The organism is Amorphus sp. MBR-141, assembly GCF_053628695.1.
The window spans coordinates 124,527-138,922 of record NZ_JBRJGW010000008.1 but is presented as its reverse complement, the minus strand read 5'-3'; the positions used below and the strand labels follow the sequence as shown (position 1 = coordinate 138,922).

Here is a 14,396-nt window from a genome sequence, read left to right as displayed (position 1 = left end):
GCTCGTGCGGACAGGTGCGGTCCGCCTTGCGGGTTGTCCGCGGCGCCCGGCTTGCCTATGACGCAGGTCCCGGCGCAGCCGTCTCGTCACCCGAGCGACATGATGTTGCTGCACGGTCGCTGCCCAAAACCGAACCGACGTGGACCGACCGCGCGATGCTCCGCACGCCCTACTACCTGATCGACAAGGCAGCGCTCCTCCGCAACATGGAGGTGATGGACCGGGTCCGGACGCTGTCGGGGGCGAAGACGCTGCTGGCGCTCAAGTGCTTCGCGACGTGGTGCGTGTTCGATCTGATGCGGGAGCACATGGACGGCACGACATCGTCGTCGCTCTACGAGGTGCGCCTCGGCCGCGAGAAGTTCGGCGGCGAAACCCATGCCTACAGCGTGGCCTACGGCGACGACGAGATCGACGAGGTGGTCTCCCACGCCGACAAGATCATCTTCAATTCGATCGGTCAGCTGGAGCGGTTCGAGGGCCAGTCCGCCGGGATCGTGCGCGGCCTGCGCCTCAATCCGCGTGTCAGCTCATCGAGCTTCGACCTTGCCGACCCGGCCCGCCCGTTCAGCCGGCTCGGCGAATGGGACCCGGAGCGCATCGCCGGTGTGCTCGATCGCATCAGCGGCTTCATGATCCACAACAACTGCGAAAACGCCGACTTCGGCCTGTTCGACCGGATGCTCGGCGAGATCGAGAGCCGCTTCGGGGCACTGCTGTCGAAGGTCGGATGGGTGAGCCTCGGCGGCGGCATCCATTTCACCGGCAAGGACTATCCGGTAGAAGCGTTCGCCGCGCGGCTGAAGGCCTTCGCCGACAAGTACGGCGTGCAGGTCTATCTGGAACCGGGCGAAGCGGCGATCACCGGCACCACGACGCTGGAGGTCACCGTCCTCGACACGCTGACCAACGAGAAGGACCTCGCCATCGTCGATTCGTCGATCGAGGCCCACATGCTCGATCTGCTGATCTACCGCGAAACCGCCAGGATCGCGCCGAACGAGGGGCCGCACAGCTACATGATCTGCGGCAAGTCGTGCCTGGCGGGCGACGTCTTCGGCGAATTCCGCTTTCCCGAGAGGCTGAAGATCGGCGACCGGATCTCCATCCAGGACGCGGCGGGCTACACGATGGTCAAGAAGAACTGGTTCAACGGCGTCCGCATGCCTTCGATCGCCGTGCGCGACCTCGACGGCAGCGTCCGCCTCGTGCGCGCATTCGACTACGCGGACTTCGAGTCAAACCTGTCCTGAAGCCTTTGATACCCAGAACGACGGAGCGAACCCCCGGAATGAAAAAGAACGTCCTGATCATCGGCGCCGGCGGCGTGGCACAGGTGGTGGCGCACAAGTGCGCCCAGAACAACGACGTGCTCGGGGACATCCACATCGCGTCCCGCACCGTCGAAAAGTGCCAGGAGATCGTCGCCTCGGTGCGCGAGAAGAACGCGCTCAAGGTGGACGGCGTGCTGGAAGCGCATGCGCTGGATGCCCGGGACGTCGCCGCGACCTCCGCGCTGATCGAGAAGACGGGCTCTGAGATCGTCATCAACGTCGGCACGGCGTTCATCAACATGTCGGTGCTGTCGGCCTGCATCGCCACCGGCGCGGCCTACATCGACACCGCCATCCACGAGGAGCCGCTGAAGATCTGCGAGACGCCGCCGTGGTACGCGAACTACGAGTGGAAGCGCCGCGAGGAGTGTGAGAAGGCCGGCGTCACCGCCGTGCTCGGTGCCGGCTTCGATCCGGGCGTCGTCAACGCCTATGCAGCGCTCGCCCGCGACGACTATCTCGACACCATCGACGAGATCGACATCGTCGACGTCAACGCCGGCAGCCACGGCCGCTATTTCGCGACCAACTTCGACCCCGAGATCAACTTCCGCGAATTCACCGGCGTGGTCTATTCCTGGCAGGACAACGCCTGGCAGACCAACCAGATGTTCGAGGTCCGCCACGACTGGGACCTGCCGGTGGTCGGCAAGCAGACCACCTACATGAGCGGCCACGACGAGCTCCATTCGCTGTCGCAGACCATGGGCGTGCCGAACATCCGCTTCTGGATGGGCTTCGGCGAGCGCTACATCACCGTCTTCACGGTGCTGAAGAGCCTCGGCCTGCTGTCGGAACAGCCGGTGACGCTGGCCGACGGCCAGGAAGTCGTGCCGCTGAAGGTGGTGAAGGCGGTGCTGCCGGATCCGAAGTCGCTGGCGCCCGACTACACCGGCAAGACCTGCATCGGCGACGTGGTGAAGGGCACCAAGGACGGCAAGCCGCGCGAGGTGTTCATCTACAACGTCGCCGACCACGCCGAGGCCTACAAGGAAGTCGGCAGCCAGGGCATTTCCTACACCGCCGGCGTGCCGCCGGTGGCCGCCGCGATGCTGATCGCAACCGGCGAATGGGACGTGAAGAAGATGGCCAACGTCGAGGAACTGCCGCCGCAGCCGTTCCTCACGGTGCTGGCGAAGATCGGCCTGCCGACCTGGATCCGCGAAGACGGTGAGGACAAGGCGATCTTCACCGCCTGACACCGCCGCATCGGCGTGACACAGAAAGGCCCGGGCCGATCCATGATCGCCCCGGGCTTTGTCGTAAAGACAGTCTGGACGAAGCCGCCGAAGATCCTTAGCCGACGAAACTCAGGCGCCGCTGACCGGCGCCTTCACCCGCTCGTCCACATGCAGCGCGAAGATGTCGGGCCGCGCATAGTGGCCGGCCACGTCGAAGTCGAGCCTGGCGCCGACGAGATCGGCCATCTCCACCTCGGCCGTCAGGATCCCTTCCTCGTCGACCAGCGGCCCGGCGAGCACCTCGCCCAGCGGCCCGGCGATGAGCGAGCGGCCGTGCATCAGGTAGTCGTCCGGCTCGGCCTCGATGCGGCTCTGGTAGTCGTCCGGGTAGTCGGAACGCCGCATCACCTGACAGGCCGACAGCACGAAGCAGCGGCCTTCCATGGCGATGTGGCGCATGGTCGCCGGCCAGCTCTCCCGGTCGTCGGCGGTCGGCGCCGCCCACAATTCGACGCCCTTGGCGTACATCGCCATGCGCAGCATCGGCATGTAGTTTTCCCAGCAGATCGCCCCACCGAGCTTGCCGTAGGGCGTATCGACGGCCGTCAGCGTCGAGCCGTCGCCGAAGCCCCAGACGAGCCGCTCCGAGCCGGTCGGCATCACCTTGCGGTGCTTGCCGAGCAGGCCCTCGGGTCCGAGATAGAGCGCCGTGCAGTAGATGGTGCCGCCGTCACGCTCGATAACGCCGACCACGGCGTGGACATCCGCCTCCGCGCAGGCTTCCACCAGCCGGTCGACCTCCGGCCCAGGCACGGCGATGGCGCCCTCCACGTAACGGCGGAAGTCGTCGCGCCCTTCCGGCGTGCGCCGGCCGATGCAGCAGCCGAAGTCGAGCCCCTTCGGATAGCCGCCGATGAACGCCTCGGGAAAGACGATCATCTGCGCACCCTTGCCCGCCGCCTCGGCGAGCAGGCCGACGCACTTGTCGGTCGCGGCCTGTGCGTCGAACGGGATCGTCGCGGCCTGCACCACCGCCAGCGTGACCTTGCCCATGTCAGCGTGTCTCCTCGGCCTCATCCTGGTCGCTCCACTGCGGCCGCGCCATTTCAAACAGATCCGTCGTGCGCGCATAGACGCCGCGGCCGTGCATGCGGCCGATCAGGTGCATCGCCGGCGTGTCGAGACGCGGCCGGTCGCCGTCGTCGATGATGTCGCGGCGGAAATGCGCCTCCACCACCGAGCCCACCACCAGAAGCTGCTTCGGCCCGGTCCAGATGTGGTGGGCAAGCCGGCACTCGAAGGCGGCCACCGCCGCCGCCAGCCGCGGCGGGCCGACCTGGCTGCTGGCAACCGTCTCGAGCCCGGCCAGCTCGATCTCGTTCACCTCCGGCGGCGCGTCGATGCAGGTGAGGTTCATCGCCTCGCCCAACTCCTCGGAGACGAGGTGCACGACGAACTCGCCGGTCTGCAGGATGTTCTGCGCCGTGTCCTTCAGCGGCTCCTGGGGCAGGATGCCGAGCGCGATGACCGGCGGATCGCCGCCGAAGCAGTTGAAGAAGGAATAGGGCGCCGCGTTGAGAACGCCGGCCTTCGACCGGCTCACCACCCAGGCGATCGGCCGCGGCGCGATCGACGAGGCGAGCAGCCGGTAGCACTCGTCCGCCGTCATGGCGGTGAAGTCGAAGGAACGGACCGAGGGCTCTTCGGGCGCCGTCACCGGATCACGCCTTGACCACCGGATGGCGAAGCGTACCGATCTTCTCCACCCCGCATTCCAGCACGTCGCCCGGCCACATGAACTCCTGAGGATCGCGGCCGGCACCGACGCCCGATGGCGTGCCGGTGGCGATGATGTCGCCCGGCTCCAGCGTCATGCACGAGGAGATGTCGGAGACGAGGTGATCGACCTTGAACAGCATGTCCCGGGTGTTGGAACGCTGCTTCTCTTCGCCGTTGATGGTCAGCCAGAGCTCGAGGTCCTGGGGGTCGCCGATCTCGTCGGCGGTGACGATGCACGGCCCGAACGGGGCGAAGGTGTCCTGGCCCTTCGAAACGATCCACTGGCCGGCGCGGCGGCAGTCGCGGGCCGAGACGTCGACCATCACCGAGTAGCCGAACACGTGCTCGAGCGCGCTCTCCTTAGAGACGCCGCGCGCCGTCGTCCCGATGATCGCCGCGAGCTCGACCTCCCAGTCGAGCTGCTGGGTCAGCGCCGCGTTGTGGCGGATCGGTTCGTTGGGCCCGATCACCGCGGTCGGCGGCTTGGAGAAGATCACCGGTTCCTTCGGCAGCTCGATGGAGGTATCGAGGGTGCGCGCCGACTCCTCCACGTGCTCCACGTAGTTGAGCCCGATGCCGAAGACGTTCTTCGTCGGCCGCGGGATCGGCGCCAGCAGCGTCACGTTGGAGAATGGAATCACCGCATCGACGGCCCAGTCGTCGAAGCCCACCTCGATGATCTGTCCCAGCACCCGCCAGGCGGCCGGTCCGGCCGCGATCAGGTCCAGCATCCGGTGCGGCAGCTCGATCCCGACGCCGTAGCCGAGACGCTCCACATCGAGGACGTAGCCCTCGACGAGCGCGCCGAGGCGGGCGGGGTCTTCGACGGTCTTGCGGTAGGTGACAAGCTTCATTGGGATCTTCTCATGGGCGGCCGCCTGTGGGGCCGTCGGTTGGGGTGGCCACGGAGCGCGACCATGATGGGGCGAGGCGCGGTCGCGATCTGGCCGAGCCTGGCCGCCGGAGATGCCAGCAATATGTCGGCGCGTATCAGGACTGGACGGGCTGCTGGCCGCCGTTGTCGCCGAATGCCTCCTCGCGCCAGAAGCCGAGCTTCTCCATCACCGGCAGGTCGTTGAAGCAGAACAGGCAGGCATCGTCGCTGTCCGACAGGTTGCCGTGCTCGTGCCACGCCCAGGAGGGCACGCAGAAGATGTCGTGCTCCTTCCAGTCGAAGCGCTTGCCGTTGATGATCGAATAGCCCGAGCCCTTGGCGCAGTGATAGAGGAAGCTGCCGGTGTGTCGGTGGGCCTTGGTGCGTTCGCCGGGCCGCAGCATCTGCATGCTGGCCCCGATCGTCTGCATGACGTGGCCGCCCGTCGCCGGGTTCACGTAGTTCATGAAGATGCCGTCATAGGGCGATCCGTCCGACGCCTGCGCATGGCGGGTCAGCGCCTCGTAGGCCGGCTCCCACTCGTACTTGAACAGCGGAGAATAGCCCTTCTTCCAGGTCTCGCCGGCCGGCAGCATGCCGGGAGCGGCCCACTGGGCGGTGGAATCGTTCACCGGATAGCCGACCACCTGATGCAGGTCGTCGTGGACGCCGTAGAAATTCGCCTCCAGCGCGTTGGTGAGCGGGATGTCGAGCCCGTCCTGCCAGATGCACGCGGTCCCGTCCTCGGCGATCGCGTGCTCGTGCCAGGTGCCGTTGGGCGTCAGCACGAAGTCGTTCGGCCCGAGCGTCATCTTGTGGCCGTCGACGATGGTGTAGGCGCCCCGGCCCTCGATGATGAAGCGCAGCGCGGAAGCCGCATGGATGTGGGCCGATGCGCGCTCGCCCGGCTTCATCACCTGCAGGCCCGAGTAGAGCCAGCCGACGGCGGCCGCGACGTCGGTGCGGCCCGGATTGTTGAGATAGATCACCCGGCGGCCGGCCTTCTCGGCGGTCACCAGGTCGAGGGACTTCAGCACCTTGTCGCGGAGATCCGCATAGCGCCACAGCACCGGTACCGACGAGGAGACCGGCTCCCACGGCTCGATCTTGTTGGCCACCGTCCACAGCGCCGCCGTGTCGGTCTCCGCCAGCTCCTTGTAGTAGGCGACGAGTTCCGGCGTGTCCTCGACGTTCGCCCGGCCGGCGACGTCCTCGCGATATTCGTCGTAAGCTTTGCTCACCCGACCTTCTCCTCGCTTGCGCGGCACCCATTTGGCCCGGCCGCGGACCCTCTGTCGCCGAGCTAACGCGCTCGCGGCCGGCGCGTCAAGATTTTATAAAATCCCGACCTTGCATAAAATCCCGCCTTCGCGGATATCTGGAACCCTCAGGAACCGCGCCGCCGACAGCCCGTGAGCCAAGCCCCCGCATGACCCCGCCGGACACTGCCGTTCAGAAGCCTGCCGGCAGCCTTGCCGACCGCGCCTACGACGAAATCCGCGATGACATCTTGGATGGAGTCTTCCAGCCGGAGCAACCCCTCCGCCTGGAGGCGCTGAAGGAGCGCTACGGCTACTCCTTCTCGCCGATCCGCGAGGCGCTCACGCGGCTTGCCTCCGACCGGCTTGCGGCCCAGACCAGCCTGCGCGGATTTCGGGTCGCGCCGATCTCGCTCGACGAGATGTGGGACATCCTGCGCGCCCGTATCCTCGTCGAGAGTGAGGCCTTCCGGCTGTCGATCCTGCACGGCGACGAGCTCTGGGAGGCCCGCGTCGTCGCCGCGTTTCATGCGTTCTCCAGGTGCGCGGCGCGCGCGTCGCAGCCCGATGCCGACCGCCGCACCCTCGAACAGCGGCACGCCGCCTTCCACCGCGCCCTCCTCGCCGGCAGCGGATCGCCGTCGCTGCTGCACCTGGCCGAGCAGTTGTACGTCCAGTCGGAGCGCTACCGCCGTCCGCATCTGATGGCGGAGGGAACCGGCCGCCGCGCCAGCCGCGACGTCGCCGCCGAGCACGCGATCCTCAAGGACGCCGCCCTGGCGCGCGATGCCGATGCCGGCACCGCGCTGCTCGCCGCCCACTACACCAACACCGGCACCTTCATCGAGGAAGCCCTCGGCACGCGGCTGTCGGTGGTCGCCTCAGACGCCTGACGCCGCCCGGGCCATGCCACCGCGGACGGTGCGACACGACCGGCCCATGCCCCGTCCGCGCAGTCTGCCTGCTTCCACGGCAAGCCGCATGATCGAGCAGCCCTGCAGCGACTACCGTCGCTTCGATAGAAATTTCTGATCGACCGGATTTGATATTGCAATTAGACGCGGCTGGAAATCCACGCCGATTATAGGCCTCCGGCCAACGAAGGAGCGCTTATGGACCGCAGTCTCTACATCAAATTCGTCGAAGCGGGCGTCGAGGGCATCATCACCCTTTATTGGGAAAACGCCCCGAAGACCTGCGAAGCCCTCTGGGCCGCCCTCGAAAAGCCGATCTCGGTGCCGGCGAGCCACGCCATCTTCTCGGGTCCGGAGATCATGATGGGCCTCCCGAAGGAGAACCAGACCTTCGACCCGCTCAGCCTGCCGCCGGAGAACCAGACGGTTCTTCCCGATCCGGGCGAACTTCTGTGGTTCTATCAGCCCAAGAACTTCTTCAAGATCGACCCGGACGAGTTCTGGGAAATCGGCATGTTCTATGCCGCCGGCGGCCGCACCTTCGGCCCGACCGGCTGGATCCCGTGCACCTATTTCGGCCGCGTCACCGAGGGCCTCGACGCGCTCGCCGAGCAGTGCCGGCTGATCCGCAAGGAAGGCATCAAGACGGTCGAGATCGGCCGCCGCGCCTGACGCTGACGCTGACGCCGGGCGGCCGCGCGGCCGCCCGGCCAGGGGAAGATTTTCGGCAACCGGACTGGAGGAGAGACATGAACAGGTTTGCGAAGCTAACGGCCACGGCAGCCACGGCGCTGATGGCGGGCACCGTGCTCGCCCAGGCGCAGTCGATCACCATCAATTCGTTCGGCGGCGCCTACGAGACCGCCCACCGCAAGTGCATCATCGACCCGTTCGAGAAGGCGACCGGCGCGACGGTCCAGATCGTCACCGCCTACTCCGCCGATGCGTTCGCCCAGCTGCGCGCCCAGAAGGACGCGCCGCAGTTCGACGTGATCCACTTCTCCGGCGGCCAGGAAATCGTTGGCGCCAAGGAAGGCCTGCTGTCGCCGATCAAGGACGGCGAGCTGGAGAACGCGGCCGACCTCTACGACTTCGCCAAGCAGGGCCTCGCCAGGGGCGAAGGCCCGGCCTACTCGATCGCCGTCATCGGGCTTCTCTACAACAGCGAGGCTGCGCCGAAGGCGCCGGCCAGCTGGACCGACCTTCTCGATCCGGCGTTCGCGGACCACGTCGTGCTCACCGACATCTCCAACGGCTACGGCATGCTGGGCTTCCTGATGCTCAACAAGGCCGAGGGCGGCTCGCTGGAGAACATCCAGCCCGGTCTCGACGCCGTCACCAAGCTCCTCGACAACGGCGCCATCGTCGTCTCCACCTCGCCGGAGATCCAGCAGGAGTTCGCACAGAACGACGCCTGGCTCGCGGCCTACGCGTCCGATTATGCCTACACCCTGCGCAAGGCCGGCCTCCCGGCGAAATTCGTCCAGGGCAAGGAAGGCACGCCTGCGAGCTTCATCACCGCCAACCTGGTCGAAGGCCGCCCGAACCGCGACCTGTCGCTGAAATTCATCGACATGGAGATCTCGCCGGACGCCCAGGCCTGCATGGCGACCGAGCTGCGCTACTCCCCGACCAACGCCAAGGTGGAGGTGTCCGATGACGTCGCCGGCGACCTCGCCTACGGTGAAGAGGGCGTGAAGGGGCTGCTGCGTTTCGACCCGACCGTCATCGAGGCGAACCGGTCGGCCTGGGTCGACCAGTGGAACCGCACGATCGCCCGCTAGACCAGACCAACGGGGGCGGCCGCGACTGGCGCGCCGCCTCCGCCAATTGCCCAACCGGGCCTGACGTTTCCACCGCGCGAACAACCCTGAGGCCATGAGCGACCGCACCGAGAACATCGTCCTGGTGCTGCCCGGGCTGCTGCTGCTGGCGTTCGCCTTTTTCGTGCCGATCGCCCAGATGCTGGTGCTGTCGATGCAGGGCGAGCACGGCCTGACGCTCGCCCACTTTTCCCGCTTTCTCGGCGATTCCTATTATCTTGGCGTGCTGTGGCGCACCGTCCGCCTGTCCATCGTCATCACCGCCATCTGCACCGCGATCGGCTTTCCGCTCGCCTACATCATGGCCCATGTCGGCCGCCGCCTCCGGCTGCTGCTGGTGTTGATGGTCATCCTGCCACTGATGACCAGCGTGGTGGTGCGCACCTTCGGCTGGATGGTGCTGCTCGGCCGCAGCGGCCTCGTCTCCGACGTCCTGCGCGACCTCGACCTCGTCGGCCGCGGCTTCGCGCTGATGCACACCGAGACCGCCATCGTCATCGGCATGGTACAGGTGCTTTTACCGTTCATGACGCTGTCGATCCTCGGCGTCATCACCCGCATCGACCCGCGGCTCGAGGAAGCCGCCCGCACCATGGGCTGCAGCTTCCTCACCACCGTGCGCACCGTCGTGCTGCCGCTGTCGCTGCCGGGCATCGTCGCAGGGTCGCTGCTGGTCTTCACCCTGTCGGCGAGCTCGTTCGTGACGCCGAACCTGCTTGGCGGCTCGCGGATCCAGGTGCTCGCCACGTCGATCTACCGCTCCGTCACCCAGACCCTCGACTGGCCGTTCGCGGCCGCCCAGGCGGTGATCCTGTTCGTCGGCGTGCTGCTGGTGCTCCTCCCCTATGCGCGCCTGTCCGGAGGAAGCAATGGTTAGGTCCGTCCCCGGCTGGCTCCGGGTCACCGGCATCGTCTTCGTCGTCCTCACCGCGATCCTGCTGCTGGCGCCGCTGGTGGTGGTGGTCGGCGTGTCGGTGTCGGAAAGCCAGTTCATCGCGTTCCCGCCGACCGGCTTCTCGCTGCGCTGGTACCGCGAGGTGCTGTCGTCCGACGCCTATCTCGGCTCCGCCTGGATCAGCCTGCAGGTGGCGATCCTCGTGACCCTGTCGGCGAGCTTCATCGGGTGCATGGCGGCGATCGGCATCAACCGGCGCGCGCTGCCGGGCTCGGGCGCGCTGGCGACCTTCTTCCTGTCGCCGCTGGTGCTGCCGACGATCATCTACGCCATCGGCATGCTGATGCTGTGGAGTGCGATCTTCGGCCCGGTCTCGGTGGTGACGCTGTGGATCGGCCATACGGTCGTCACCACGCCCTATGTCGTCCGCACCACCCTTGCGGTGCTGTCGGAGGCCGATCCCTATCTGGAGGAGGCGGCCAAGACGATGGGCGCCAATCGCATCCGCCGCCTGTGGCTGGTGGTGCTGCCCCAGTGCCTGCCGGGGCTGGCCGCCGGCGCCTTCTTCGCCTTCAACATCTCCTTCGACGAGGCGGTCCTGTCGCTGTTCCTGCGCCGGCCCGGCCTCACGACCCTGCCCGTCCAGATCTACGGACAGCTGGAATTCAGCCCCGACCCCTCGGTCGCCGCCGTCTCCACCATCATGATCGGCCTGACGGTCCTCTTGATCCTCGTGATCGACCGGGTCCTCGGGCTGCAGCGCTTCTCCAACGCGTGAGCCCCTGACCGCCCATGGCCGACGTCACCCTCACCGACATCAGAAAGTCCTTCGGCACCGTCGAGGTCCTGCACGGCGTGTCGCTGGCGATCGCCGAGGGCGAGTTCGTCAGCCTGCTGGGCGCATCGGGCTGCGGCAAGACCACGCTGCTGCGCACCGTCGCCGGCCTCGAGGCCCCGACATCCGGCCGGGTGATGATCGGCGGCGAGGACGTCACCGAGCTGCCGCCGGAACGCCGCGACATCGCGATGATGTTCCAGTCCTACGCGCTGCTGCCGCACCTGAGTGTTGCCGAGAACGTGCGCTTTCCCCTGCGCATGCGGCGCATTGGTGCGCGCGAGGACCAGCAGGAGCGGGTGCGCGAGGCGTTGGAGACCGTCCATCTCGGCCAGATGGCCGAGCGCAAGCCGACCCAGCTTTCCGGCGGCCAGCAGCAGCGCGTGGCGCTGGCGCGCGCCATCGTCTCAAAGCCGCAGGTGCTGCTGCTCGACGAGCCGCTGTCCAATCTCGACGCCCGGCTGCGTGAGGACATGCAGGTCGAGCTCATCGAAATCCACAAACGCCTCGGCCTGACCACCCTGTTCGTGACCCACGACCAGGAGGAGGCGCTCAGCCTGTCGGACCGCATCGTGCTGATCAACAAGGGTCGCATCGAGCAGGAGGGCGCGCCCGCTGAGATCTACGCGCACCCGGCGACACGCTTCGCATCGAGCTTCCTGGGTGCGGCGAACCTGCTGCCGGCCACGCTTGCCGACGCGGCCGAGGGTCCGGTGGCGACGCTGTCCGATGGCCAGCGGGTCGTTCTGGGCCAGACGGAGGCCGCGCGGGGTCCCGTCACCCTCGCCATGCGGCAGGAAGACATCGCGCTCGTCGCGCCCGACAGTGCGCACGCGTTCAGGGGATCGGTGCGCACGCGCGTTTATCTGGGCGCGCGCAACCGCTACGTGGTGCGCGTCGGCGACCAGGAGGTGCGCGTTCTGGCCCCCAACGACGTGCCGTTCGAGCGCGGCGACGCGGTCGGGCTGGCGATCGACCCCGCCCGCATCCGCGTGATCGCCGACGGCGAAGACTGACCCGGCCGGCCGTGGACCAGCGTGTCCCGGTCCGCCCAACGAGACGGGAAACGCCCATGACCAGCTTCGAGACCCGCCTGTTCGTCAACGGATCCTTCGTGGCCGGCGACGGCCCCGCCGAGGCCGCATTTGACCCGGCCCGCGGCACGGTCCTGGCCGAGGTCGCCTCTGCCAGCGCCGGCCAGATCGACAACGCGGTGGAGACCGCACAGGCCGCCTTCGCGGGCTGGCGCCGGACCACGCCGAAGGAGCGCAGCCGGGCGCTTCTCACCATCGCCGACCGCATCGAGGCGGAGGCCAAGAGCCTCGCCGAAGTGGAGTCGCTCAACACCGGCAAGCCGCGCCGATACGTGGAGGCGGGCGAACTGATGAACGTCGCCGACGTGTTCCGCTTCTTCGCGACCGCCGTGCGCAACGTCCCCGGCATCGCCGCCAACGGCTACCGCTCGGCCGCGATGACCAGCGTGCTGCGCCGCGACCCGATCGGCGTGGTCGCCTCCATCGCCCCTTGGAACTACCCGCTGCTGATGGCGGCCTGGAAGATCGCGCCCGCGATCGCCGCCGGCAACACCGTGGTGATCAAGCCGTCGGAGAACACGCCACTCAGCCTGCTGCGCCTGGCACCGATCCTGGCCGAAAGCCTGCCCGACGGCGTGGTGAACGTCATCTGCGGCAATGGCGCTGACGTGGGACACCGGCTGATCTCGCACCCGCTGGTGCGGATGATCTCGCTCACCGGCGACGTGCGCACCGGCCGCGCCGTGCTGCAGGCCGCCGCGGGCGAGCGCATCAAGCGCACGCACCTGGAGCTTGGCGGCAAGGCGCCCGTGATCGTGCTCGCCGATGCCGACCTCGACAGCCTTGTGGAAACCCTGCGCGAGGCGAGCTTCTACAATGCCGGCCAGGACTGCACCGCTGCCTGCCGCATCCTCGCCGACAAGACGATCGTCCAGGACCTGACGGACAAGATGAGCGCCATGGTGGGCAGCCTGGTCTACGGCGCCCCCGAACGCGACGACGTGGAGTTCGGCCCGCTGATCTCCCGGCGCCAGCAGGAGCGCGTCGCCGGCTTCGTCGACCGCGCCCGCACGGCCGGCGCCGACATCGTCTGCGGCGGCGCTGCGCCGGATGGGGATGGCTTCTACCATGCGCCCACCTTGGTCTCCGCCCCCATCGAGGCCGAGATCGTCCAGAAGGAGGTGTTCGGACCGGTGGTCACCATCACCCCGTTCGACACGCCCGAGACGGCCCTTTCCTGGGCGAACGCCTCGGAGTACGGCCTCGCTTCCTCCGTCTGGTCGCGCGACGCCAAGGCCGCGATGGGGATCGCCAACGCCCTCGACTACGGCGTCACCTGGGTCAACACCCACGGCGTGTTCGCCACCGAGATGCCCCATGGCGGCACCAAGAACTCCGGCTACGGCTCGGACCTGTCGATGCAGTCGCTGATCGACTACACCCAGGCCCGCCACGTCATGATCGCGGGGTGACCGCGCGCGCCAGGGGGCCGGCGCGCAGCGGGGCTGCGCCAATCGGCGGAATCGAGTCTAAGATCGCGCGCATGCGCATCGTGGACATCAACACCTTCGTCGTTCTCGTCCGCACCCGGCATTTCGGCCGCACCGCAGAGCTGCTGAACACCTCGCAGCCGGCGATCTCCGCGCGCCTCGCCGCGCTGGAGCAGGAGTTCGGCGCCCGACTGATCGACCGCGGCGACCGGTCCTTCCGCCTGACGCCCGCCGGCGAGAAGGCGCTGCAGAGCTTCCAGCTGGTGCTCGACACCCTGCAGGAGCTGACCGGCAGCCTCGCCGAGGGCTCCGGCGGCGAGCCGAGGGCCGTGCGCATCGGGGCGATCGACTCCGTCGCCTCGACCTTCATGCCGAACCTCGTGGACTCCCTGCACCAGGTGATGCCGACCCTGAAGATCGACGTCGCGGTGGAAGGCACCAAGCTGCTCGTCGAAGGCATGGAGCGGGGCGAATACGACATCATCTTCGGCATCGATCCGGTGATCGGCGAGACCTTCCGCTCGTTCGTCAGCTGCGTGCTGGAGATGGTCTGGGCCGGCTCGCCGGATCTCATCGACGTCGGCCGCACTTACCATGTCGACGATCTCGCCCGGATGCCGATCATCACCTTCCCGAAGGATTCGCCGCCCTACCGGCAGATCGCGCCCTACTTCCAGGACGAGCGGGTGCTCGCCTCGACGCTGACCAGCTCCAATTCGCTGTTCGCGATCATCAACCTGATCATCCGCGGTTTCGGCGTCGGCGCCATTCCGACGGTCACCATCGAGCGCGAGATTTCCGCCGGCCTCATCCATCCGATCGCCGTCTCGAAGCGCTTTCCGCCGATGCCGATCATCGCCACCTACCAGACCGTCACCGCCACGGACCTGGTGCGGGTGGTGGTCGAGCAGGCCCGCGAAAGCGCGGCCACCTTCTGCGCCGCCGCCTCCCCCCACACGGCCTGGATCGAGTGACCCC

Annotated in this window: 14 protein-coding genes; 10 read left to right on the top strand and 4 right to left on the bottom strand. The window is 67.6% G+C overall.

Features of this window, described 5'->3' with window-relative positions; all coding sequences use genetic code 11:
• Nucleotides 1-155 precede the first annotated feature (155 nt).
• Together nspC and ACSSVZ_RS13090 are read left to right on the top strand one after the other, a co-directional pair.
• Complete coding sequence (gene nspC, locus ACSSVZ_RS13095; RefSeq protein WP_453970641.1) at nucleotides 156-1,253, top strand: carboxynorspermidine decarboxylase; 1,098 nt, start codon at nucleotides 156-158, stop codon at nucleotides 1,251-1,253.
• A gap of 38 nt (nucleotides 1,254-1,291) precedes the next feature.
• Nucleotides 1,292-2,533, top strand: a complete 1,242-nt coding sequence (locus ACSSVZ_RS13090; RefSeq protein ID WP_453970639.1) for a saccharopine dehydrogenase NADP-binding domain-containing protein — start codon at nucleotides 1,292-1,294, stop codon at nucleotides 2,531-2,533.
• A 111-nt stretch (nucleotides 2,534-2,644) separates the two neighbouring features.
• Here ACSSVZ_RS13090 and ACSSVZ_RS13085 read toward each other — a convergent pair whose 3' ends face one another.
• The 4 genes from ACSSVZ_RS13085 to ACSSVZ_RS13070 form a co-directional block, all read right to left on the bottom strand.
• Nucleotides 2,645-3,568 carry a carbon-nitrogen hydrolase family protein gene (locus tag ACSSVZ_RS13085; protein ID WP_453970638.1) on the bottom strand — a complete coding sequence of 308 codons (924 nt, stop codon included), beginning with the start codon at nucleotides 3,566-3,568 and terminating at the stop codon, nucleotides 2,645-2,647.
• A gap of 1 nt (nucleotide 3,569) precedes the next feature.
• Nucleotides 3,570-4,232: a flavin reductase family protein gene (locus tag ACSSVZ_RS13080; protein ID WP_453970637.1), complete on the bottom strand. Its 663-nt coding sequence runs from the start codon at nucleotides 4,230-4,232 to the stop codon at nucleotides 3,570-3,572.
• 4 nt (nucleotides 4,233-4,236) lie between these two features.
• The gene (locus tag ACSSVZ_RS13075; RefSeq protein WP_453970635.1) at nucleotides 4,237-5,148 is read right to left on the bottom strand and encodes a fumarylacetoacetate hydrolase family protein; all 912 of its coding nucleotides are present in this window, start codon (nucleotides 5,146-5,148) and stop codon (nucleotides 4,237-4,239) included.
• A 136-nt stretch (nucleotides 5,149-5,284) separates the two neighbouring features.
• Entirely contained in the window at nucleotides 5,285-6,409 is a 1,125-nt protein-coding gene (locus ACSSVZ_RS13070) for a cupin domain-containing protein (protein ID WP_453970633.1), read from the bottom strand.
• Between the two features lie 188 nt (nucleotides 6,410-6,597).
• On the opposite strand from ACSSVZ_RS13070, the gene ACSSVZ_RS13065 reads away from it, so the two are divergent.
• The 8 genes from ACSSVZ_RS13065 to ACSSVZ_RS13030 all read left to right on the top strand — a co-directional run bounded on the left by ACSSVZ_RS13065 (nucleotide 6,598) and on the right by ACSSVZ_RS13030 (nucleotide 14,392).
• Nucleotides 6,598-7,320, top strand: a complete 723-nt coding sequence (locus tag ACSSVZ_RS13065; RefSeq protein WP_453970632.1) for a GntR family transcriptional regulator — start codon at nucleotides 6,598-6,600, stop codon at nucleotides 7,318-7,320.
• A 219-nt stretch (nucleotides 7,321-7,539) separates the two neighbouring features.
• Entirely contained in the window at nucleotides 7,540-8,013 is a 474-nt protein-coding gene (locus ACSSVZ_RS13060; protein ID WP_453970630.1) for a DUF3830 family protein, read from the top strand.
• Nucleotides 8,014-8,090: 77 nt separating this feature from the next.
• Nucleotides 8,091-9,125 (top strand): ABC transporter substrate-binding protein, encoded by a 1,035-nt coding sequence (locus ACSSVZ_RS13055; RefSeq protein WP_453970628.1) that lies wholly within the window; start codon nucleotides 8,091-8,093, stop codon nucleotides 9,123-9,125.
• A gap of 94 nt (nucleotides 9,126-9,219) precedes the next feature.
• The gene (locus ACSSVZ_RS13050; RefSeq protein ID WP_453970626.1) at nucleotides 9,220-10,041 is read left to right on the top strand and encodes an ABC transporter permease; all 822 of its coding nucleotides are present in this window, start codon (nucleotides 9,220-9,222) and stop codon (nucleotides 10,039-10,041) included.
• On the top strand, nucleotides 10,034-10,837 hold the full coding sequence (locus ACSSVZ_RS13045; RefSeq protein WP_453970625.1) for an ABC transporter permease: 804 nt from the start codon (nucleotides 10,034-10,036) through the stop codon (nucleotides 10,835-10,837). Before ACSSVZ_RS13050 ends, ACSSVZ_RS13045 begins: the two co-directional genes overlap by 8 nt.
• A gap of 14 nt (nucleotides 10,838-10,851) precedes the next feature.
• Complete coding sequence (locus ACSSVZ_RS13040) at nucleotides 10,852-11,910, top strand: ABC transporter ATP-binding protein (RefSeq protein WP_453970623.1); 1,059 nt, start codon at nucleotides 10,852-10,854, stop codon at nucleotides 11,908-11,910.
• 56 nt (nucleotides 11,911-11,966) lie between these two features.
• Entirely contained in the window at nucleotides 11,967-13,400 is a 1,434-nt protein-coding gene (locus tag ACSSVZ_RS13035) for an aminobutyraldehyde dehydrogenase (protein ID WP_453970621.1), read from the top strand.
• 71 nt (nucleotides 13,401-13,471) lie between these two features.
• Entirely contained in the window at nucleotides 13,472-14,392 is a 921-nt protein-coding gene (locus ACSSVZ_RS13030; protein WP_453970619.1) for a LysR family transcriptional regulator, read from the top strand.
• Nucleotides 14,393-14,396: the final 4 nt, after the last annotated feature.

Coding starts and splice junctions, on each gene's coding strand:
- nspC (WP_453970641.1), top strand. CDS start 156: ATGCTCCGCACGCCCTACTACCTGATCGACAAGGCAGCGCTCCTCCGC.
- ACSSVZ_RS13090 (WP_453970639.1), top strand. CDS start 1,292: ATGAAAAAGAACGTCCTGATCATCGGCGCCGGCGGCGTGGCACAGGTG.
- ACSSVZ_RS13085 (WP_453970638.1), bottom strand. CDS start 3,568: ATGGGCAAGGTCACGCTGGCGGTGGTGCAGGCCGCGACGATCCCGTTC.
- ACSSVZ_RS13075 (WP_453970635.1), bottom strand. CDS start 5,148: ATGAAGCTTGTCACCTACCGCAAGACCGTCGAAGACCCCGCCCGCCTC.
- ACSSVZ_RS13065 (WP_453970632.1), top strand. CDS start 6,598: ATGACCCCGCCGGACACTGCCGTTCAGAAGCCTGCCGGCAGCCTTGCC.
- ACSSVZ_RS13060 (WP_453970630.1), top strand. CDS start 7,540: ATGGACCGCAGTCTCTACATCAAATTCGTCGAAGCGGGCGTCGAGGGC.
- ACSSVZ_RS13055 (WP_453970628.1), top strand. CDS start 8,091: ATGAACAGGTTTGCGAAGCTAACGGCCACGGCAGCCACGGCGCTGATG.
- ACSSVZ_RS13050 (WP_453970626.1), top strand. CDS start 9,220: ATGAGCGACCGCACCGAGAACATCGTCCTGGTGCTGCCCGGGCTGCTG.
- ACSSVZ_RS13045 (WP_453970625.1), top strand. CDS start 10,034: ATGGTTAGGTCCGTCCCCGGCTGGCTCCGGGTCACCGGCATCGTCTTC.
- ACSSVZ_RS13040 (WP_453970623.1), top strand. CDS start 10,852: ATGGCCGACGTCACCCTCACCGACATCAGAAAGTCCTTCGGCACCGTC.
- ACSSVZ_RS13035 (WP_453970621.1), top strand. CDS start 11,967: ATGACCAGCTTCGAGACCCGCCTGTTCGTCAACGGATCCTTCGTGGCC.
- ACSSVZ_RS13030 (WP_453970619.1), top strand. CDS start 13,472: ATGCGCATCGTGGACATCAACACCTTCGTCGTTCTCGTCCGCACCCGG.